Consider the following 21,820-nt stretch of genomic DNA (forward strand, 5'->3'; position numbering starts at 1 on the left):
GGGGTGTGTATCGCATGCCCGACGTTCAAGCGATATCCTTACCGTAATTCACTGTCATCATATCCGTTACCTCCAAAAGTGGCGAGGTTTAGGCGGATAAATATACCTTCGGACGGTCCGGTGGGGCGAACGCGGGTGTTATCGCGGCGCCAGCCGATTTCAACTCGGAAGCAATCATCATCGTACAACAGACCCACTTCCGAGCGGGTGATGAGATCGCGTTCCATATCGGCAATGCCGCGAACAGTAACACCCCAGTTGCCATAGACAAATTGTTGGGCAGCGACCTGAACAAACTCGTAATTGCGGTTGTTCGGTCCTGCCAGCGGATTGGAACTGTCCAGAATATAGCTGAGAGCGCCTGAATTTCGACGGCCCCAGTCACCGCTGATGGTCGCTTCGGCGCGACGCAACTCGCCATTGCCGTCCATCACGGCGTGGAACCAGCCGCGCATACGCTCGGACGGGTCGAACGTGCCCTGGACCACCCAGTCCGAAGTCCGGCGTGCCAGACCCGACGGATCATAAAGCTGTGTCGGCGCGTCAGGTACGGGTATGAAATAGGCCCGTTCGTCATCGGCGCGCATCGAGCGGCCGATAAAAATACTGGCGGAGCGACTATCGTCCCAATTAAACGTGGCCCGTGCACCCGCCGTGAAGCGCCATCCGCCTTCTAGCAGATCGTAGCCGGGGAAGCGGTCCATGCGGAACAGGGAGATATGGTCCAACTCTACTGTCTGGCTGTCCTCGATAGGAATCAGACGGTCCAGATCAGCATCATTGGAGATCGACAACTGGGCCACTGGCTCCAGAATGATGCTGCCAGTGCCCGCGAAAGGACGATACAGCGGATAGGAGACGTCGACACCGGCGCTGGTACGCATGCGGCTGACGGTATCATTATCAATGCCGAGGAAGGGCGGCAGATCACCAATCGAATAGACATCTGCACGCAGGTCTACAAACGGTTCCCAGCGCAGGCCCATGGGCGAGATCATAACACGCCGCCAGTCGAGTTTGCCGGTCACTCGGCGACTGTCGACGCCGGACAAATTATCGGTCGGGGCGGGCGGCACAATTTCGGGGCGAAGGGTAGGGAAGCCCACATAGGCATCGCGGGTCAGGGCGACGGCTGAGCCTTGAAGGCGCAAACGACCGCCAAAGACCGGACCCTCAGGTTCCCAGCGGGCATCGACAATCGGTGCCACCAGCGGCAGGCTGTTGTCACTTTCGAAAACCTTGAAACCGTCCGGGTCACGGAAGTCGGTATCCGCAAAACGGGGGTCCAGTCGCAGGCTCTGGATAGAGAAGGCGGCAACCGACAAATAGGAACGCTGGGTTTGGCGCTCGGCATAGATCTGGCTGATCAGGCGTCGACGGTCACCATAATACAGACCGTTGTCCTGATAGGGCGAACTAACATCATAACGGTCAAACAGGGTCTTGTCCGAGACGCGCTCGGCGGTAAAACCCCAGCGCCAGTCGTCGTTCAGATCGAACTTGCCATGGGCCAGAATATAGGAACGGTGGGTGCGATCACCGAAATGGACCTTGGATTCGGCATCGCCGTCACCGTCCAGATCAAAGTCCCCAAAATTGCGCGCATAGGTGTAGCCGCCACGGGCAACAATGGTGCCGTTGTCAAACCGGCGGCGCCACTGGACATTCATCAACGGTGCGACATTGGTATTGATGCGCGGGCTGATCAACCAGTCTTCTGACGGCGATACGACGTGTAGATAGGGAGCCTCGATCGAAAGACCCAGACCCTGCTCATAGTCGACACGCGGAATCAAAAAGCCCGAGGCACGGTCAACCGACGGGTCGGGGTGGGCGAGATAGGGCGTGTAGAAGACGGGAACGCCACCGACACGCACGACAACATTGCGATACAGGATGGCGCGCAGTTCTTCGTCCTGAACGGCTTTTTCAGCTTGGAAGGTCACGGCGGGCTGAGCCTTGGGGTCGTTCTCGCACACCGGGCAGGGCATGAAGAGAACGCGGTTCAGCTCTGAAATGTTTTCCGAGCGACGCACAGCCGTCGCCGCCATCAGGGTGGCCCCTTCAGGCGAACGGGTCGCCAGATCGACGGCAATACCGGTTTTCAGGCCCTCGGTCAGTTGTAGCTGCGAGGCGTGGACGACCGTGCCATCGGGTGCAATCAGTTCGACCTGACCTGCTGCCTCGGCAATACCGGTTTTCAGGTCATAGGTCATGTCTTCGGCTCTCAGGGTATGATCCTGAAAACGGGCAAAGACACGGTCTTCTGCCTCACCACCCTTGGCGTTGACGGTATCGCCTTCGCGTTCGGCGCTGGTGGCCTCAACATAGAGAGCGTCGGGCGTCAGACCGTCCTCGCCACGCACCTGAACCACAGGAGAGGCAGGCGCAGGCGAAGGCTGGACACCTACGGTCTGGGCTACAGACGTACCGGCCACACCCAGCACGGGCAGGGCGCACAAGGCGGCTCCTGCCATCAGCTTCAGGCGCAGGGCTCCTGTTTTGGGGTGATGGCGGTCACGCATACGGTCTTCCAATTCGGGGGCAGTATCATCGGGCACTTGTGTCCAATCCTGCCGATTAGCCGTCTTCGGTATAAAACAGCAAGGTAAGAGCGGCGAGTGCGGTCAATATTGCAGGTAACCAGGCTGCCAAAAAGGCCGGAATAACTTCTGCCGAACCCATGGCTGCGGAGAATTGGTTCACAAAGAAAAAGCCGAAGCCCAAAACCACAGCAGAGACGGCCATTCGGGCCATGTCACCCAGACGCATCAGCCGCAGAGAAAATGCGGCCGCCAGAATCGACATGGCGGCAAACATCAGCGGCGTGGCCAACAATTGCTGGAAACGCAGATCATAGGCCGTGGAGGCAAAACCGGCACTCTTGATGCGGTGGGTTTGCCCCGGCAGGGACCAGATGGACAGCGATTGCGGGCGCTCGAACTGCTGGAACGCCTCTTCGTCGGCCAGATCGGAGGGCAGATCCAGTGTGGCGTAACGGACAGCCTGCTGGCCCCCCTGACCGCCGACAACATCCGTCAGGCGCCAACGGCCTGCTGTCAGGTTGGCAGTCTTGGCGTCGATACGTTCGGTAAAGCGGCGCTCGCCATCAGGCGTAATGGAATAGATGAAAAAGGTCGCGTCGATCAGCTGTCCGGTGGTGCGGTTCTGGCGCTCGCCACGGATGATCATCTGACGGTTATCATCGCCTTCTCGCAGCCAGACCGGCTGGGCCTTTTCGGCTTCGGAGCCGCCACCGCCGATGCGGGTGCGTTCGCTCTGCCAGATGCTGTCCCCCCAAGCGGCCAGAGGCGCAATGGCGGTGACGGTCACAATCCCAAGCACAAAGGCACAGGCTGCCGCGGGCAGGACAAAGCGCCACGCCGAAACACCGGCTGCACGCATGGCGATCAGCTCGCTGCGGCGGTTCAGGCTGACAAAGGCTCCCAGCGTACCGAACAGGAAAACAAACGGCAGAAGCTGTACGATGACTGAAGGCGATTTGACCGCAATCAGGCTTAGTACCTTGAATCCCGATAGCTCGCCATCCGAGTTCAGACCGCGTGACACCTCTACAAAGTCGATGAGCATAACCAGAGCGGCGATGATGGCCAGAGCGACGCCCAGTGCCTTGAGCTGTTGGCCCAGCACATAGCGTTCGATACGGCCGAGTTTTAAGGGCAGTCCCATCACGCAACCCTCTTCTTCATCGACATAGAGGGCAACCAGCGGCGGCGCGGCTTAAGCGCGGTAAAGAGAGAGCGCAGGGCCAGCACTGTGGCGACAATAGGCAACAGATACTGGAACACATTCAGCCAGCCATTCCATGCGGCGGCGGCAACAATGCCATAGCCCATGACCCGTACCAGCAGGAACAGGCCCGCAGCCTTGGCAATACGACCCGTATAACCAGTGCGGCTGAAGGCACCGCCCATAATGGCCGACAGGGCAAAGGCCATGGCCACAATGGCATAGAAGGGCGAGACAATGCGGCTATGACCTTCAGCAGCTAACTCGCCGCGCGTACCGGCCATTTTGATAATGTCTTCAGTAGGCGCGAACAGTTGGTTCATCCAAAGATCGCTGGCCTTGAAACGGATGTTCCGGTCGGTGCCGCGCGCATACGGGGTCAGGTCGATGGCGTAGTTGTCGAACGACAGGTGGTTCAGCACCCCGCGCGAAGAATAGCGCTGCATCGACCCTTTTTGCATGGTCAGGACCGGAATGCCGTCAATGCGGGTGAAACGCGCGGTTTCGGCATCCCAGCTGGTGACGGTCTTGCCGTCGTCGATATAGACGAACAGGTTCCGCAACAGGCCGTTTTGCTCGATCTGCTGGGTATAGACCGCCAGACCGTCGGGGCCTTGTACAAAGCGGCCTTCCTCGACCAGCAGGGCTGCCAGATCGGTACGGATGGCAAAGGCCTGACGGCGGCTTTCCTGCTGTCCCCATGGTTGTAACAGCGTGGTGGTCAAAAGACCCGCCGCCGTCACAATCAGTGCAATCATCATGGCCGGACGGATCAGGGCAAAGCGGTTCATCCCTGCGGCAGCGGCGGCGATCAGTTCCTGATCGCGTTGCAGGCGTGTCAGGGCAATCAGCGCGCCGACGAACAGGCCGATAGGCAGAATCACTGCCAGAAGTTGTGGCAGGGCCAGCAGGGTCAGCTTGGTCATCACCCACAGGCTCTGGCCACGCTCGACGATGACTTCCAGCTGTTCCAGACTCTGGCTCAGAAGGCCAATCCCAAGCAGCGCGCCCATGGCGGCCAAAACCGGCAAGCCGATCTGGCGGAAAAGATACCGTTGAATAAGAGTCATACAGTGAAAATTGCGCTGTTGAGGGGCCCGATTTGGTTGCAGGCGAAAGCGATGAGGGCCATGTAATACACGTCCGAGCGCGACGGTGGAACCATCGGTGCGCTCTTGTTGAAATCAAACGCCACCGGAGAAGTAATTCTCTGGCCGGAGAAGTTTAATGCAAATTCAGTTCGTAGCTGCCGCCGAGAAGTCACAGATTCTCGCTGTGATGGTTCAAGAAGAGCGTCAGCTCGCAGGTCTGGGTGCCGGTCTGGACGCAGCGGCATCGGGTGCCCTGTCCAAGGCCATGTCATCGGGCCGCTTTAAAGGCGCTGCCAATTCGAGCCTGAACGTACTGGCTCCGGCCGGTATCGATGCCGGTGCTGTGCTGCTGGTTGGCGCGGGTGCTGCCGACAAGTTCGATGATCTGGCTGTTGAAGCCTATGCCGCCACCGCCTATGCTGTCGTTAAAATGTCGGGTGCCGAAACCCTGACCATCGATGCGACCCATCTGAGCGCCGAACAGGCTGCGCGTGCAGGCTTTGCGGCGCGTCTGGCTTCGTATCGCTTCGACAAATACCACACCAAGAAAGCGGCCGACAAAAAGCCGTCCATCACGACGGTTCAGGTCGTCACCGCTGATCCGGCGGCTGCCGAGGCTGCATTCGCTCCGCTGACAGCTGTGGCTGATGCCGTGTTCTTCTCGCGTGATCTGGTGTCGGAACCGGCCAACATCCTTTATCCGGCCGAGTTCGCACGTCGCGTGAAGGAACTGGAAGCCCTCGGTGCCAAGGTTGAAATCCTGGGCGAAGCCGAGATGGAAAAGCTGGGCATGGGCTCGCTGCTGGGCGTCGGACAAGGCTCGCGTCGCGAAAGCCAACTGGCCGTGATCCAGTGGAACGGCGGTAAGGCGGGCGAGGCTCCGATTGCCTTCGTCGGCAAGGGCGTCTGCTTTGACACCGGCGGTATCAGCCTGAAACCCGCTGAAGGCATGGAAGAAATGAAGTGGGACATGGGTGGCGCGGCTGCTGTGGCCGGCCTCATGCACGCGCTGGTGGGCCGCAAGGCCAAGGTCAACGTGGTTGGCGTTTTGGGCCTTGTGGAAAACATGCCGGACGGTAACGCCCAGCGTCCGGGTGACGTTGTTACCTCGATGTCGGGTCAGACCATCGAAGTGCTGAACACCGATGCCGAAGGCCGCCTCGTTCTGGCCGATGCGCTCTGGTACACCCAAGACCGCTTCAAGCCGAAATTCATGATCGATCTGGCCACCCTGACCGGTGCGATCATCATTTCGCTGGGTCTGGAATATGCCGGCGTGTTCTCCAACTCGGACGAACTGGCCGAAGGCATTGCCGCGGCGGGTTCGAAGGTTGGTGAAAAGACCTGGCGTCTGCCGATCCCGGCTGAATACGAGCGTCACATCGACAGCCCGATTGCCGATGTGAAGAACATGGGCAATGGCCGCGCCGGTGGTTCGATCACTGCCGCCCTGTTCCTGCAACGCTTCACCAATAATGTGCCGTGGGCGCATATCGACATCGCCTCGACCGCATGGATCAAGGATTCCAAGGTTGCGACGGTGCCGGACGGTGCTGTGGGCTGGGGCGTGCGTCTGCTCGACCAGATGGTTGCCGACAAGTACGAAGCCTAAGCTTCAAGAAAGGGGGTAGGGCCGGATGTCCGACACCAAAACGGAAATCTGGTTCTATCACCTCGAGCGCTCGACGCTCGATCAGGTGCTGCCGGGCCTTTTGGAGAAAACACTCCAGAAGGGCTGGCGGGCCTTGGTGCGCGCTGGCGACAGCGGCACTACAGACGATCTGGACGAAATGCTGTGGGTGTACCGGCCCGACAGCTTCCTGCCCCACGGGCGGGCCGATGCCGATCACGCACAAGTGCAGCCGGTGCTTATTTCCGAATCGGGTGACAACCTGAACTCTGCTCAGACGTTGTTCATCGTGGACGAGTCAGAACTGGGGAGCACGGAAGGATATGCACGGTGTTTCATCATTTTCGACGGCCGCAACGATCAGTCCGTTCAGCATGCGCGCAATCGCTGGCGCGGCCTGAAGGACAGCGGCGCAGAGCTGCAATACTGGAAACAGGACGAGGACGGGCGCTGGGCGCGCTCGGCCTGATATTGTCTGTCGGACTGGCTGCCTGTGGCGGGCCGGTTGCCTCTCCTCCGATTACAACATCTTCGTCTTCGCAGACGATAGCGACTTCACCGACCGAAAGACCCTATTATTCCGCGGGTGAACGTCCGGCATCCAATACTATGCCTGCGCGTTGTAACGCCGAGGAACTACAGTGGCTGGTCGGGCGTCAAAGAAGCGAGATTCCTGTGCCGGTCGATGTGGTCAATCGTCGAGTCACCTGCACAACCTGTCCGGTGACCGAGGATCACAGGCCGGACCGTTTGAATATTTTTTATGATCGTCAAACGGGTCGCATTCAGTCTGTTTCGTGCGGATAATCAAACTAATTCAAAAGGATATGGCGATGTTTAAAGCTGTTTCTCTGGTGTCTGCAGTGGCTTTTCTGGCCTTGTCAGCATGCGCTCCAACCGCGGCACCCACGGACGAGCCGATCCGCTCGGCAGATGGCACGGGTCAGTGCCGTATCGAGGACTGGAAGTCTTATGAAGGTAAGCCACGGCAATCGTTGCCGACAGCCCCGCAAGGACTGACCTTCCGTGTTTTGTGCGACACCTGTGCCGCAACCATGGATTACCGTCAGGATCGTGTGACCTTTACCTATAACGAGGCCACCCAGAAGATCACCCGCGTCGCCTGCGGCTGATAGAGAAATAGAAAAGGCCGCTCTCGAAAGGGCGGCCTTTTTTGATTCAGCGTTCCATGCCGTAAAGGGTGTCGGAGACATCCTCGACCTTGGCGCGAACGACGCTTTCGGCATCGCGTAAGCCGCGATTATAGAACAGCTTGCCGATGTGCTCGCCAATATGTTCGACTAGCATTTCCGCAGGAAGCTGTCCCAGTTCCTGATCCAGTTCTTCAGTGAAATAACGGCGCAGAATGCCCGCCGCGTCTTTCAACTCGTCCTTTGAGAGGATTGGCGGCGGGTTTTTCATCAGGCGACCTCGGCCAGTTCTTCCTCGGCGGCCATCCAGTCGGCTTCGGCCTTTTCCATATTGGCCTGAAGCTGGGCGCGCTTGCGGCTTAAGGATTCAAACTTTTTCGGGTCTTTGGCCGCCGCGACGGCCATTTCCTCGTCCAGCTTGCTGATCTCGTCCGAAATGGACGCCATCAACTCTTCGGCCTTTTTGACGGCGTGACGCAGGGTTGAGGGCGACTTGCCTTTTTTCTTTTTGTCACCCCTATCGTTCGCGCCGCGGGCGCTCTCTGCATGAGGGGCGGCAGCGACGGCTTCCGGTTCCTTCTTCACCTGCGAGGGCTTCATGCCCTGTTTGGCGCGTTCCAGAACGAACTTGGTATAGTCATCCATATCCCCGTCGAACGGCTTTACAGTGCCGTCGGCAGCCAGCCACAGACGGTCGGCCACCAGCTCCATTAGCGAGCGGTCGTGGGTAATCAGGATCACCGCACCCGTATATTCGTTCAGCGCGTCCAGCAGAGCGCGGCGGCTGTCGATATCAAGGTGGTTGGTCGGTTCGTCGAGGATCAGGATGTGCGGAGCATCCATAGCTACAAGGTTCAGCAACAGACGCGCGCGCTCGCCACCCGACAGGGCGGCAACCTTGGTGTCCTGCTTGTTGAAGGGCAGACCCCACTGGGCCAGTCGTGAACGACGGCTGTTTTCCGACGCTTCGGGCATCTGGCGCAGGATGATCTGAAGCGGCGTGTCCTCCGGGTCCATCGCCTCGATCTGGTGCTGGTGGAACCAGCCCACGCGCATCTTGCCGTCGCGGTGGAACTCGCCCGATTGGATGTCCAGCGCCTTGGCGATCAGCTTGGCAAAAGTCGACTTACCCGCGCCGTTCACACCTAGAAGGCCGATACGGTCATCAAGGTCCATACGCAGGTTCAGATTACGCAGGATCGGCTTGCCGGTCTCATAACCGACATTGGCTCCTTCCAGACGAATAAGGGGCGGGGGCAGGGGGCGTTCCGGCGAAGGCAGGATGAACGGAGCCACGCGCTCTTCGGGCGGCAGCTCGATACGCTCCATCTTCTCCAGCTTCTTGACGCGCGACTGGGCCTGGGTGGCCTTGGAGGCCTTGGCCTTGAAGCGGTCGATGAATTTCTGGAGGTGGGCGCGTTCGGCTTCCTGTTTCGCCTGATTGGCAGACATCAGACGCAGTTTCTCGGCGCGGGTTTTTTCGAACGTGTCGTAGTTGCCGGTGTAGAGGTCCAGCTTGCGGTTCGACAGGTGCAGGATGTGCGTGCAGACCGAGTTCAGCAGGTCGCGGTCGTGCGAAATCATGACGGCCGAGTGCGGATAGCGCTTCAGGCGCGCTTCCAACCAGACCACGCCCTCAAGGTCGAGATAGTTGGTCGGTTCGTCCATCAGCAGCAGGTCGGGTTCGGCAAACAGAGCCGCCGCCAGTGCAACACGCATACGCCAGCCACCCGAGAAGTGGGACATCGGACGCTGGATGTCTTCCTGGCTGAAGCCGAGACCGATCAGGATTTCCGAAGCACGGGCAGGGGCGCTGTCGGCGTCGATCTCGATCAGACGCCCCCAGATCTCGCCCATTTCTTCGGGCTCTGCGGTTTCAAGACGGGTCAGAAGCTCGTGCCGTTCTGTATCGGCTTCCAGAATGGTTTCCAGCACGCTGACAGGCGTGGCGGGGTGTTCCTGATCCACAGACGCGACGCGGGCGTTCTTAGGAATCGACACCTCGTCACCATTGGCGGCCAGACCGCCTAGAATGATTTTGAACAGGGTCGATTTGCCGATGCCGTTGCGGCCAACCAGACCGACCTTGGAGCCGGGTGGCAGGCTAACCGAGGCATTGTCCAGAAACTGGCGGCCCCAGGAGCTAAAGGTCAGGTTGGTAATTTGAAGCATATCGCCCGATGAACTGTTCGTGTCGTTTGGGCCGCTTGTTACGGGAGAAATTCGACAACTGTAAGGGGGAGTTGGAAATAGGTGAGCAGAACGCTATAAGCCCGCGACCCTTTTTTCCAAACAGAAGTCACTACCATGACCGAACGTACTTTCTCGATCATCAAGCCGGACGCCACCCGTCGTAACCTGACCGGTGCAATCAACGCTGTGATCGAAAACGCTGGCCTGCGCATCGTCGCTCAACGCCGCGTCAAGCTGACCGAAGCCCAGGCCAAGAAGTTCTACGAAGTTCACGCAGAGCGTCCGTTCTACGGCGAACTGGTTTCGCAAATGATCGCCGAGCCGGTCGTTGTGCAAGTTCTGGAAGGTGACAACGCTGTCGCCAAGTACCGTGAAGTCATGGGCGCAACCAACCCGAACGATGCTGCCGAAGGCACCATCCGCAAGCTGTTCGCCCTGTCGATCGGTGAAAACTCGGTCCACGGTTCGGACTCGCTGGAAAACGCCGGCATCGAAATCGCTCAATTCTTCACCGACGCCGACATCGTTGGCTAAGTGTGACGCCGCCTGATTTCAGGTGGTAACGCGATTAGAAAAGCCCCGCCAGCATGTGCTGGCGGGGCTTTTTTATTGGAACGACATAGGGGCCGTACGAGCGGCTTGTTCTATGGCGTTTTCGTTCAGGGCTTTGTCCTTACCCGACTGATATCCCGTCTGGTAAATCATTAAAAAGACGAAGACGATTAGAATGACGAGCAAGAAGCTCGCGTTCACCATGTCTTTGCGTGATAGCTCTCGTTTCATTAGGCACCTCGAGTAGCAGTCAAAAGCTACGAACGAACTTCTATATGAAAAGAGCCGAGCAACGGTCTGGTCGCTCGGCTCAATACTATCTTACCAGATGCGGACGCGATCTTCCGGCTTCAGATACTGCTTCTGGTCGGCGGTGATGCCAAAGGCATCGTACCAGGCGTCGATGCTGCGCGGCGGTGTGGCGGCACGGGCTGCACCCGGCGAGTGCGGGTCGGTGGCCAGATACTCGCGCAGGGTCTCGTCGCGGATCTTGTCACGCCAGACCTGCGCCCAGCCAAGGAACAGACGCTGCTCGGGGGTGATGCCATCCAGAACCGGAGCGGCTTGACCGTTCAGGCTGCGGTTATAGGCCGCGTGCGCCAGAACCAGACCGCCCAGATCGGCGATGTTCTCGCCCATGGTCAGGTCCGGATTGATCGCAACGCCCGGCAGCGGCTGCTGTGCGGCGTATAGCGCGCCCAGCTTCTTGGCCTCGACGTCGAAGCGGGCAGCATCTTCTGCGGTCCACCAGTCACGAAGCTGGCCCTTGGCATCGGTCTTGCGGCCCTGATCGTCGAAACCGTGCATGATTTCATGACCGATTACAGCACCGATACCGCCATAGTTGACGGCGGCGTCGGCGTTCGGGTCGAAGAAGGGCGGCTGCAGGATGGCAGCGGGGAAGACGATTTCGTTACGCAGCGGGTGGTAATAGGCGTTCACCGTTTGCGGCGACATGCCCCATTCTTCCAGATCGACAGGCTTACCGATCTTGGCGCGGTTATAGGCCCAGTCAAAGGCAGAGATGCGTTCGATATTGCCATACAGATCATCGGCGCTGACGTTCAGGGCATCATACGAGCGCCACTTGTCCGGATAGCCGATCTTGGGACGGAAGCTTTCCAGCTTGGCCAGCGCCTCGGTGCGGGTCGCCGGTGCCATCCATTCCAGATGGGTCAGGCGGTCGCGCATGGTGGCAATCAGATTGCCGACCAGTTCTTCCATCTGGGCCTTGGAAGATGCGGGGAAGTGGCGGGCCACATATTCCTGACCCAGCACTTCGGACAGGCTGCCATCAACCAGAGCCACACCACGGTTCCAGCGCGGACGGTTTTCCGGCTGACCACGCAGGGTCTTGTTACGGAACTCGAAACGGGCATCCACAAAGTCTTTCGACAGATAGGGCGATGCACCGTCGATAATGTTGAAGGCCTGCCACGCCTTGAGGGTGTTCAGGTCGGTGCCGGCAAACACCTCTGCCATACCGGGCAGGGCGGTGTTTTCCATCATCACCACCTGAGCCACATCTCCGACCTTGGAGGCATTCAGGAAGGTGGCCCAGTCAAAACCGGGAGCAAAGGTGGACAACTCGGTCGCGGCAATCGGGTTGTACAGCTTGTCGAACTGGCGACGATCGGCGATCGGCCAGTGCTTTTGGGCGAGGGCCGTTTCAAAGGCCATGATGTCGCTGGCGGCCTGTTCGGCATTGTCCCAGTCCGCCATGGTCAGCATCCGGCCGATATAAGCCTGATAGGCGGCGCGCTGCGGCGCAAAGCTGTCGGACAGGTAGTAGTCGCGGTCGGGCAGGCCAAGCGAGCCGATACCTAGATACAGGCTGTTGATGGAGGAGTTCTTCATGTCCTCCATGACGCCCAGACCAAAGATGGACGAGCCGAAGCCATCATTGCTTTCCCCCATCAGGCGGGCGATGTCGCTGTGGCTGGTGGCGGCTTTGACGGCGGCTAGATCGGCAGCCATCGGGGCTGCGCCCTTGGCGTCAACGGCGGCTTCATTCATGAAGCTGGCATAGAGGGCACCGACCTTGCGGGCATTGTCGGTGGTGGGATTAGCGGCAGATTCTTCGATGATGGCGCGAAGTTGGCCCTGTGCGTTTTCATACAGGGCGTCAAACGGACCAAAGCGGGTTTTGTCGGCTGGAATTTCAACATTGGCCAGATAGGTGCCATTGGCATAGGCGTTGAAATCGTCACCGGGGCGAACGCTCAGGTCGCGTCCCTCAAGATCAAAACCCCAAGGCTGGAAATGCGCCGATTGCGCGGACGCGACGCAAGGGGCCGTTAGGCAGGCCGACAGGGCGACGGCGCACAGCAGATGCTTTTTCATTCAATCGAATCCTCAAAGAAGGAGGAGGTCCAGACTCAATGGTCTGCTGCCCCCGCAGGGTTCGATTGTGCGCCCGATTGGGACGCGTGCCACATTAATTTCGATTAATTACAGCTTTGAATGACGAAATTTGAAAGAATCTGCGGGTACAGCCTGTGTTCGGCCTCTTTGACCCGTTCGGCCAGCATATCCGGTGTGTCGCCCTGCATGACCGGAACGCGGGCCTGACCGATAATCGGACCTTCGTCCATGCCTTCGGTGACGATGTGGATGGTGCAACCGGCCTCGGTATCACCCGCCGCGATGGCGCGGGCATGGGTGTCCAGACCGGGATAGAGCGGCAACAGGGACGGGTGGATATTGACCATCCGGCCTTCCCATTCTCTGACCAGCCAAGGGGTGAGAATACGCATATATCCGGCAAGGGCGACGACCTGAACATCGCGTTTTTGCAGTTCGGCATGAACGGCTTTTTCGTGGGCCTCGCGGTCCTTGCCAAATGTCCGATGGGGCACGGATACGGCCTCTATGCCCAGATCACGCGCTTTTTGCAGACCGGCAGCGTCCTCGATATTTGAAAGCACAAGAACCACTTCGTAGGGGCAGTCCGTAGCCTGTGCAGCCTTGGCCAGCGAGACCATATTGGTGCCGGAACCGGAGATCAGAACGGCGACGCGGGTCTTGGAAGGGGCGGTCATCAGCGGCTCGGATAGGGGCAGGTCGTGTCTGCATGGCCATTGAAGCCTGAGGCACGCAAAGGCAAGCGCAAAGCGGCAGTCTGGCCGTGGTTCTTGCGTATCTGCGTTATTCGATAACCACGGTGTTGCCGTTGTTTTAACCGCGTGATTAGGCTGTGCCGCTCTGTTTAGGGGGGAGTATTCATGCGTAAACTGATTATCGCGGCCTGTGCGGCCACGCTTCTGGCCGCGCCGCTGGCAGCGCAGGCTCAGGACGGCAATCGTGGTAGCGCCGCCGAGCGCGCGCGCAACGCGGTGGCCGAGGATATCGAGAAAAACTGGGTCCGTCCGACCGCCGAGGAGCGCGAGGTTGTCACCAGCCACACCATGCAGGCCCACGGCAAGACCCTGCGTTATAAGGCGACGGCGGGGACGCTGACGGTTCGCACCGATGCGGGCCAGCCGACGTCCAGCGTCTTCTATGTGGCCTATACGCTGGATGGCCAGCCGCTGGGCACACGCCCGATCACCTATATGTTCAATGGCGGACCGGGTTCGCCGACCATGTGGCTGCACATGGGCGCGTTTGGTCCGACCCGCGTGGCGACCGATGATCCGGTGGTCGAGCGTCCGGGGCCGCTGCGCCTGACCTCGAACGACATGACCCTGCTGGACAAGACCGATCTGGTCTTTATCGACATGGTCGGTGCCGGATATTCGCGCCCGTTGGGTGATGCGCCGACCTCGGCCTATTGGGGCGTGGATGGCGATGCGGACATGTTTGCCCGTTTCATCCTGCGCTACACCACCAAATATAACCGCTGGAACAGCCCGAAATTCGTGCTGGGTGAAAGCTATGGCACGCTGCGTGCCGGTGCTCTGGCCTATCAGCTCGAAAACCGTGGCATGTCGCTGAACGGCGTCATCCTGCTGTCGTCGATCATGAACTATGGCGTGCGCCAGCCGGGTTACCCGCAGAACTTTGTCAGCCTGCTGCCGACCTATGCCGCGACGGCGTGGTATCACAATGCCATCAACCGTGACGGCGTCTCACTGGAAGACCATGTGCAGCGTGCCCGCGAGTTCGCGGCCGGACCGTACCAGACGGCTCTGAACAAGGGTCATACGATTTCCGATCAGGAGAAGGCACAGATCGCCCAGCAGATGAGTACGCTGATCGGTATCGATGCCAACTTCATCAATGCCGCAAACCTGCGTGTCGAACTGAGCCCGTTCCGCAAGGAGTTGCTGCGTGACCGCCGTCAGACGGTTGGGCGTCTGGACAGCCGTTATCTGGGTATCGATGCCAGTCAGGTGACGGGCGCACCGGAAGAAGATCCGGCATCGAGCGCGATCACGGGTGCCTATTACGGCATGTTCCAGGACTATATCGCCAATACGCTGAACTATCGCACCGATCTGGAATACCGCCAGTCGGCACGCGGTCTGCCGGGCTTTGACTGGAACTGGTCACACCGTCCGCCGGTCGGTGGTCCGCAAACCACCCCGAACACGGCCATCGATCTGGCGACTGTCATGCGCCGTAACCCGCACCTGAAGGTTCTGGCCCTGAACGGTTACTATGATGCGGCCACGCCGTTCTTTGGCACCGAGTATGATCTGAACCAGATGATGCTGGAGCCGCACCTGCGCAAGAACGTCGAGTTCACCTATTATGAAGGGGGCCACATGATGTACACCAGCCGCGAACCGCTGGAGCAGCTGTATCGCGATCTGGCCAAATACTATGACGAGACGTCCAACGGCGGCGTCCGCTAAATAAGAAAAAGCCCCGCAGAGTGATCTGCGGGGTTTTGTTTTTTTGGGGGGAGCTGATCGCTTAAGCGGCGACCAGTTGCCCGCAGATAAAGGCTTCTTCACCTGCGTTCAGCAGGGCCGCTAGAATCGCTTCGGCATTTTCCGGCTTGGCGATCAGGATGAAGCCAACGCCGCAGTTGAAGGTGCGGTGCATTTCGTGGGTTTCGATCTCGCCCACTTCTTGCAGCCACTGGAAGACCGGCGGCATCTCCCATGAATTCCAGTCGAACTCGGCCTTGAAGCCCTCGGCGATGCAGCGCGGCGGGTTTTCGATCAGGCCGCCACCCGTGATGTGGGCACCGGCATTGACCAGTCCCGACTTCATAAGCGGCAGGACCGACTTCACATAGATGCGGGTCGGCTCCATCAGGGCTTCGGCCAGCGTCTTGCCTTCGGCGAACGGCGCGGCGCCTTCCCAGCCAAGGCCCGACTTTTCGACAACCTTGCGAACCAGCGAATAACCGTTCGAATGCGGACCGGACGAGCCGATACCGATGATGACGTCACCGGCCTTTTGCTGGTCCAGATATGGCAACACCTGACCGCGCTCGACGGCACCGATCGAGAAACCGGCCAGATCATAGTCGCCACCCGAATACATGCCGGGCATTTCGGCGGTTTCACCACCGACCAGAGCCGAACCCGATTGGCGACAACCCTCGGCGATACCGGCGACGACGCGCTTGGCGGCGTCCACGTCCAGCTTGCCGGTGGCATAGTAGTCGAGGAACATTAGCGGCTCTGCGCCCTGCGCCAACAGGTCGTTGACGCACATGGCCACCAGATCGATGCCCACACCATCATGCATGCCGGTTTCGATGGCGATTTTTAGCTTGGTGCCGACGCCGTCGGTGGTCGAAACGATCAGCGGATCGTTGAAACCGGCCGCTTTCAGGTCGAACAGGGCACCAAAACCACCCAGCGAAGCCTCGGCACCCGGACGGCGCGTGGACTTTGCCAGAGGCTTGATCGCGTCAACCAGACGCTCGCCAGCATCGATATCTACGCCTGCGGACGCGTAGGTCAGGCCGGTTTTGGGGGCTTCGGAGGTGTCGCTCATCGGTCACGGCTCAAAAACAGGGACAAAAATCTGTCGCGACACTCTTGCCACGACGGCGTCGTGCGGGGCTATAGACTGTAATGACGCCAATCACCACCAATGACGCGCTGATCGCTTTCTGTGATCGTCTGTCCAAGGCACCTTTTGTGACCGTGGACACGGAATTCATGCGCGAAACGACCTATTGGCCCAAGCTCTGCCTGATTCAGGCTGCGGCTTCGCCAACGGACGCCGCCATCATCGACCCTCTGGCCGAAGACCTGGACCTTGAACCCTTCCTCGCCATCCTGCGCGACGAATCGATTCTGAAGGTTTTCCATGCTGCCCGTCAGGATGTTGAAATCTTCAATCGACTGGATGCCATGCCGCGTCCGCTGTTCGACACGCAGGTTGCAGCCATGGCTGCAGGCTTCGGCGATCAGGTTTCCTATGAGGCTCTGGTCCGCCAGATGCTGCGTCAGGAACTGGACAAGGGCAGCCGCTTTACCGACTGGGCACGCCGTCCGCTGTCGGAAGCGCAACTGACCTATGCTCTGGGTGACGTAACGCACCTTGCGGCGCTTTATCCCAAGCTACGCGACCGTCTGAATAAAGAAGGTCGTCTGGACTGGGTTATGGGCGAGATGGACGCCCTGACTGATCCGGCGCTTTATGACACTACGCCGGAAAATGCCTGGAAGCGTCTGAAGCCCAAGAAGTTCAACGCCAAATATCTGGCGGCCTTCGTAGCCACCGCTGTATGGCGTGAACGTGCAGCGCAAGAACGCGACCAGCCGCGTGGCCGTATTCTGAAAGATGAAGGCGTGGACGAGATTGCCGTTCAGTGCCCGACCGATCCGGATGCCTTCAACCGCCTGCGCTCGGTGCCCAAGGGCTTTGGCGCTTCGCGCCTGGGTCTGGAACTGGCCGCCGAACTCAAGCGTGTACTGGCTGATCCTGAAGCCCATGCGCCCAAGCTGGAACGCCCCAGCGCCAACCAGCCGGCCCCGCCGTCGGTGGTGGAACTGCTGAAGGTGCTGCTGAAGGCCAAGAGCGACAATGAAGGCGTGGCTTCCAAGCTGATCGCCACGGTGTCCGATCTGGAAAAAATCGCGCTGAACGATGATGCCGATATTGATGCCATGAAGGGCTGGCGACGCAAGATGTTCGGCGAGGATGCGCTGAAACTGAAACGCGGCGAGATTGCTCTGGTCCTGAACGGATCGCGCGTCGAGATCGTCGAAATCGAGGACTGATTTTCACAGTCCTGCCAATGAAAAGGGACCGTAGCCACTGGCTGCGGTCCCTTTTGGTTTCTGGGGCAGATTTACGCGCCTAAGGCCTTGGCGCGGCGCGTGCGGGCCACCAGCAGCATCAGCAAGGCAAAGGCGGAGGGCCAAAGGGCGAGGCTGAAGACAAAGAGCTGCTCGACCCGTTGCGGAGCGGTGACGGCAAAACTGACGGGGCCGACTTCTTTGATCGCCATTTGAATGGCCATTTCCTGATACCCATTGACCAGCAGGCTAAGGCCGATCAGGGCGAATACACCCAGCCAGATCACCAGATCGACGGGCGAAGACGTACCGCGATCTTTGGACGAAGGGCGCACAAACACCGCTATCAGGGACGCCACACACAGCAGGCTGCCCAGCGCAAACAGGAAGATCATGCCGATCTTAGTGACAGGATGGGCGATAAGGAACAGGCCAAGCCCGCTGATCGGCATGCCGATATAGCGGGTAATGATAACGGCCTGAGCAATCCATGCCGCAATGGCCGCAGCGAGGGTTACAAAACTCGCAATCCTCAAAGTCCACATGAGTGCCCCCTCAGGCGTGTGGTCAGAAGTCGGTCAGTTCCAGTTCCATGGCATCGGACAGGGCCTTGGCGCGGCGCTTGGTCTGGCTGCCCAGCAGCATGGCCGCATAGCCTTTGACGGCTGTAAGCCTCAGGTTGGTTTTGCTGATGGAAATGGCGGCATTGGACAGAAGCTGTGGCGAGCGGCCGGACATGTCACAAGCTAGCCGCATAGCCAGACCCAGAGCGCGGGCGCGTTTTTGGCCTTCGGGCGATAGAAGACGGTCCACCGTTTCGGGGCGTGGTGTCTTGGCTGTGCCGCCATAGCGGGCATAGAGGGTAGCGGCGACAAAGGCCCGCTCGGCATGGGTTTGTCCGGCAATCGGGGCCCACAGTACCTGATCGAAAACCAGTTCGGGCCTGTGGTCGGGGTGTAGGCGAGCACCGATATCGGCCAGACGACAGACCGAGGCCGTCAGCAGGGCATCGCGTTCTTCGCCAAAGACTTCGGGCAGGGCCGAGGCGACAGGCTGCAGCCAACCGTCCAGCGCACGAGGAAGGGCAGGGTCGACCCCCTGACGGCCACCCCATGCCGAACAACCGGCCAGAAGCGGGTCGACGGCGCGCATTCGCGGTTCCATCTGGTCGTGCAGTATACCCTCGCGCACACCCCACGCCGAAAATTGCACGATCTGGATACCAAGCCGGTCAATAAGGCCGATCAAGTTCAAGGCTGCATAGGGGAGGGTTTCGGCGCGTCGCTTGGAAACACCGGGATGTTTTTCCAGCGTCTGTCGGCTCTGTGCAATGACCCAGTTGGCCAGATCGCGGGCTTCGTCGGCGGTGATTGAATACTGGTGGACGATCCGCAAAGGATGGTTGGTCCGCTCCATCTGAATTTGTGCCAGTGTCCGCCATGCACCGCCCACAGCATTAAAAACGCTTGAGCGATAGCCTTCGGGCACACTGTCCAGCACCTTGGCGATGCGGGCCTGAATACGTTTGGCGTCAAACTCCTTGCCGCCCGACAGCACAAATGGCCCCAGTGGCAGGGTAATGCCCTGACCTGATGCCCCCAGACGGTTCAACTCCAGACTGGCCCCGCCCAGATCGCCGACCACGCCCGAGGAGTGGGGCGCACCCGACATCACGCCAAAGGCGGCGTATTTGGCTTCTTCCTCGCCACTGAGGACACGGATGTTCAGGCCGGTTTCGTCGTGAACCCGCTGACAGAAGGCCGGACCGTCGCTGGCCTCGCGCACAGCGGCGGTGGCAGCGGTCAAAATCTTGTCGGGCTGGACGCCCTCGATAACAGCCGCAAAGCGTTTTAGGGCCGTCATGGCCATTTCGACGCCCGGTTCATACAGCTTTCCGGTCACCGAAATATCGCGACCCAGACCGGCCAGCACCTTTTCGTTGAACATGGTCCAGACGGCGCGCCCTTCCAGCCGGTATAGTACAAGGCGCACCGAGTTGGAGCCGATATCGATGACGGCAATTTGTTGTGACGGGTACTCGATCTCGGGCATCAGCCGGCCTTGTTGGAGCGTGAACCACCATAGGACAGGGTGGCGGGCAGGGTTTTCACCTTGCGTCCACGGCCCGACAGGCTGGGGTTGGTCATGAAATATTTGTGCGCCGAGAAGGGACGCTCGGTGGTGGATGCCTTGACGCGGCTATAGCTGCCGTCCGGTTGCAGGGTCCATGACTGGACGTCGTCTTTCAGGTTGGCGACCATGATCTGGTCAAGCACCTGATCGTGAACCGTGGGATTCAGGATCGGTGTCATCAGTTCGATGCGGCGCTCAAGATTACGCGGCATCCAGTCTGCCGAGGAGATAAACAGTCTGGCCTTGTTGGATGGCAGGTCATGTCCATTGGCAAAGGCGACAATGCGGCTGTGCTCAAGGAAACGGCCGACAATCGACTTCACGCGGATGTTTTCCGACAGACCTTTGACGCCGGGGCGTAGGCAGCAGATGCCGCGCACGACCAGTTCGATCCGCACACCCCACTGGCTGGCACGGTAAAGGGCGTCGATGATTTCGGGGTCCACGATGGAGTTCATCTTGGCCCAGATGGCCGCGGGCTTGCCCATTGCGGCGGCCGACATTTCCTTGCCGATCAGTTCCAACAGGGTGGACTTCATATTCAGCGGCGAGACGACCAGACGGTCCAGTTCGTCGGGCGCGGCATAGCCGGTGATGTAGTTGAACACCCGTGTCGCATCCATGCCCAGTTCGGGATTGCAGGTGAACAGGCTGAGGTCGGTATAAATCTTGGCCGTGGTCGGGTGATAGTTGCCGGTGCCGAAGTGGCAGTAGGTCCGAAGGGCATCTCCCTCGCGTCGGACCACTACACTGACCTTGGCGTGGGTTTTATATTCGACAAAGCCGAACACCACATGCACGCCCGCCCGTTCCATCTGGCGCGCCCAGCGCAGATTGGCCTCTTCGTCGAAACGGGCCTTTAGTTCGATCAGGGCGGTGACGTTCTTGCCTGCCTCGGCGGCTTCAATCAGGGCCGCGACAATGGGGCTGTCTTTCGATGTGCGATAAAGGGTCTGCTTGATGGCGATGACGTTCGGGTCCCGCGCGGCCTGACGCAGGAACTGGACCACCACATCGAAGCTTTCGAACGGGTGGTGGATCAGCATGTCTTTTTCGCGGATGGCGGCAAAGACATCGCCGCCGTTGTCGCGTACGCGTTCGGGATAGCGCGGCTCATAGCCTTTGAACTTAAGCTCGGGGTGGCCCGCCGGAATCAGCTCGGACAGTTGGGCCAGGCCCAGCATGCCGTCCACGATGACGACATCCTGTGGCTGGGCATGCAGTTCACCAATGATGAAATCGCGTAGGTCATCGGGCATGTCGGCTTGGATCTTGATCCGCACGACCGAGCCGAGTCGACGTTGTTTCAAAGCCTCCTCGAACTCCATGACCAGATCTTCGGCCTCTTCCTCGATTTCGATATCGGAATCGCGGATCAGGCGGAACAGGCCCTTTTCCAGAACCTCGCAACCGGGGAACAGGTGGTCGATAAAGGTCAGCAGCAGACCTTCCAGCGGCACATAGCGCGCCTTGCCCGGTGTCGAGCGGCCATCGGTCGGCAGGGCCCAGAAACGACGCACCTGTGTCGGCACCGGCACCAGCGCATACAGGATGCGGTTGTCGCTGTTGCGGCGCAGTTTGAGCGCCAGCGAGAAGCCGAGATTGGGCAGGAAGGGGAAGGGGTGGGCCGGATCGATAGCCATCGGCGTCAAAACCGCAAACAGGCGGTTGAGGAATTCCGGTTCTAAGCGCTCGCGCTCGGTCTTGGTAATGCGGCTGGCATCGACAATATCGATCCCCGCCTTGGTCATTTCGCGGTGCAGGATACGCCACTGGCGCTGCTGCTCCGCCATCAGGCTGCCAGCGGCGGCATTGACCTGTTCCAACTGTTCGGCAGGCGTCAGGCCGTCGGGCGACACAACGCGTACATGCTCGCGCACCTGACCTTTCAGGCCCGCCACACGCGTCATAAAGAACTCGTCGAGATTATTGGCCGAGATCGACAGGAAGCGCACGCGCTCAAGAAGAGGATGCGCCTCGTTGGCGGCTTCCTCCAGCACACGGCCATTAAAGGCCAGCCACGACAGCTCGCGATTGATGAACCGGTCCGGCGAGGCCAGCAGGGCTTCGTTCAGTTCCAGTTGCGGCGCGCGAGAGGAGGGGACAACCTCGCCAGCATCGGTAGTCGTGGGATTGAAATCGGTCATGTCCGATTTGTTGCTCGCGAGT

General features: G+C 59.6%; 17 protein-coding genes. 6 read left to right on the forward strand and 11 right to left on the reverse strand.

Annotated elements, in window-relative coordinates; all coding sequences use genetic code 11:
• Window positions 1-38 precede the first annotated feature (38 nt).
• The 3 genes from WEU32_RS05990 to WEU32_RS06000 are packed head-to-tail and all read right to left on the reverse strand — an operon-like array spanning window position 39 to window position 4,820.
• Window positions 39-2,561 carry an LPS-assembly protein LptD gene (locus tag WEU32_RS05990; protein WP_406853216.1) on the reverse strand — a complete coding sequence of 841 codons (2,523 nt, stop codon included), beginning with the start codon at window positions 2,559-2,561 and terminating at the stop codon, window positions 39-41.
• 19 nt (window positions 2,562-2,580) lie between these two features.
• Complete coding sequence (lptG, locus tag WEU32_RS05995; protein ID WP_312813612.1) at window positions 2,581-3,690, reverse strand: LPS export ABC transporter permease LptG; 1,110 nt, start codon at window positions 3,688-3,690, stop codon at window positions 2,581-2,583.
• Complete coding sequence (locus WEU32_RS06000) at window positions 3,690-4,820, reverse strand: LptF/LptG family permease (protein WP_406853217.1); 1,131 nt, start codon at window positions 4,818-4,820, stop codon at window positions 3,690-3,692. Before WEU32_RS06000 ends, lptG begins: the two co-directional genes overlap by 1 nt.
• 157 nt (window positions 4,821-4,977) lie before the next feature.
• Here WEU32_RS06000 and WEU32_RS06005 point away from each other — a divergent pair, with 157 nt between their 5' ends.
• The 3 genes from WEU32_RS06005 to WEU32_RS06015 all read left to right on the forward strand — a co-directional run bounded on the left by WEU32_RS06005 (window position 4,978) and on the right by WEU32_RS06015 (window position 7,604).
• Window positions 4,978-6,453 (forward strand): leucyl aminopeptidase, encoded by a 1,476-nt coding sequence (locus tag WEU32_RS06005; protein WP_406853218.1) that lies wholly within the window; start codon window positions 4,978-4,980, stop codon window positions 6,451-6,453.
• Between the two features lie 25 nt (window positions 6,454-6,478).
• A complete protein-coding gene (locus WEU32_RS06010) occupies window positions 6,479-6,940 on the forward strand; it encodes a DNA polymerase III subunit chi (RefSeq protein WP_406853219.1) in 462 nt (153 codons plus the stop codon).
• 364 nt (window positions 6,941-7,304) lie between these two features.
• Entirely contained in the window at window positions 7,305-7,604 is a 300-nt protein-coding gene (locus WEU32_RS06015; RefSeq protein ID WP_312138052.1) for a hemolysin, read from the forward strand.
• A gap of 46 nt (window positions 7,605-7,650) precedes the next feature.
• On the opposite strand, the gene WEU32_RS06020 is transcribed toward WEU32_RS06015, so the two are convergent.
• The gene (locus WEU32_RS06020) at window positions 7,651-7,893 is read right to left on the reverse strand and encodes a DUF2164 domain-containing protein (RefSeq protein WP_312138054.1); all 243 of its coding nucleotides are present in this window, start codon (window positions 7,891-7,893) and stop codon (window positions 7,651-7,653) included.
• Entirely contained in the window at window positions 7,893-9,794 is a 1,902-nt protein-coding gene (locus WEU32_RS06025; RefSeq protein ID WP_406853220.1) for an ABC-F family ATP-binding cassette domain-containing protein, read from the reverse strand. Before WEU32_RS06025 ends, WEU32_RS06020 begins: the two co-directional genes overlap by 1 nt.
• Before the next feature lie 135 nt (window positions 9,795-9,929).
• Here WEU32_RS06025 and ndk point away from each other — a divergent pair, with 135 nt between their 5' ends.
• A complete protein-coding gene (ndk, locus tag WEU32_RS06030; RefSeq protein ID WP_312138058.1) occupies window positions 9,930-10,349 on the forward strand; it encodes a nucleoside-diphosphate kinase in 420 nt (139 codons plus the stop codon).
• 339 nt (window positions 10,350-10,688) lie between these two features.
• On the opposite strand, the gene WEU32_RS06035 is transcribed toward ndk, so the two are convergent.
• Together WEU32_RS06035 and purN are read right to left on the reverse strand one after the other, a co-directional pair.
• On the reverse strand, window positions 10,689-12,710 hold the full coding sequence (locus WEU32_RS06035) for a M13 family metallopeptidase (protein ID WP_406853221.1): 2,022 nt from the start codon (window positions 12,708-12,710) through the stop codon (window positions 10,689-10,691).
• Between the two features lie 104 nt (window positions 12,711-12,814).
• Window positions 12,815-13,408: a phosphoribosylglycinamide formyltransferase gene (purN, locus tag WEU32_RS06040; protein WP_406853222.1), complete on the reverse strand. Its 594-nt coding sequence runs from the start codon at window positions 13,406-13,408 to the stop codon at window positions 12,815-12,817.
• 183 nt (window positions 13,409-13,591) lie between these two features.
• Here purN and WEU32_RS06045 point away from each other — a divergent pair, with 183 nt between their 5' ends.
• Window positions 13,592-15,166: a S10 family peptidase gene (locus WEU32_RS06045; protein WP_406853223.1), complete on the forward strand. Its 1,575-nt coding sequence runs from the start codon at window positions 13,592-13,594 to the stop codon at window positions 15,164-15,166.
• Between the two features lie 61 nt (window positions 15,167-15,227).
• Here the strand turns inward: WEU32_RS06045 and purM are convergent, their stop codons facing one another.
• Window positions 15,228-16,265, reverse strand: a complete 1,038-nt coding sequence (gene purM / locus WEU32_RS06050; RefSeq protein WP_406853224.1) for a phosphoribosylformylglycinamidine cyclo-ligase — start codon at window positions 16,263-16,265, stop codon at window positions 15,228-15,230.
• 80 nt (window positions 16,266-16,345) lie between these two features.
• Here purM and rnd point away from each other — a divergent pair, with 80 nt between their 5' ends.
• Window positions 16,346-17,500 (forward strand): ribonuclease D, encoded by a 1,155-nt coding sequence (gene rnd, locus WEU32_RS06055; RefSeq protein WP_406853225.1) that lies wholly within the window; start codon window positions 16,346-16,348, stop codon window positions 17,498-17,500.
• A gap of 71 nt (window positions 17,501-17,571) precedes the next feature.
• On the opposite strand, the gene WEU32_RS06060 is transcribed toward rnd, so the two are convergent.
• From WEU32_RS06060 to WEU32_RS06070, 3 genes are read right to left on the reverse strand one after another with little or no spacing between them, the layout of a single operon-like run.
• Window positions 17,572-18,063 (reverse strand): hypothetical protein, encoded by a 492-nt coding sequence (locus WEU32_RS06060; protein WP_406853226.1) that lies wholly within the window; start codon window positions 18,061-18,063, stop codon window positions 17,572-17,574.
• Window positions 18,064-18,085: 22 nt separating this feature from the next.
• Window positions 18,086-19,570 (reverse strand): Ppx/GppA family phosphatase, encoded by a 1,485-nt coding sequence (locus tag WEU32_RS06065; protein ID WP_406853227.1) that lies wholly within the window; start codon window positions 19,568-19,570, stop codon window positions 18,086-18,088.
• On the reverse strand, window positions 19,570-21,798 hold the full coding sequence (locus WEU32_RS06070; RefSeq protein WP_312138073.1) for an RNA degradosome polyphosphate kinase: 2,229 nt from the start codon (window positions 21,796-21,798) through the stop codon (window positions 19,570-19,572). The genes WEU32_RS06065 and WEU32_RS06070 overlap by 1 nt, the downstream gene beginning before the upstream one ends.
• Window positions 21,799-21,820 lie beyond the last annotated feature (22 nt).

Source organism: Brevundimonas sp. BH3 (assembly GCF_045345115.1).
Classification (GTDB): Bacteria; Pseudomonadota; Alphaproteobacteria; order Caulobacterales; family Caulobacteraceae; genus Brevundimonas.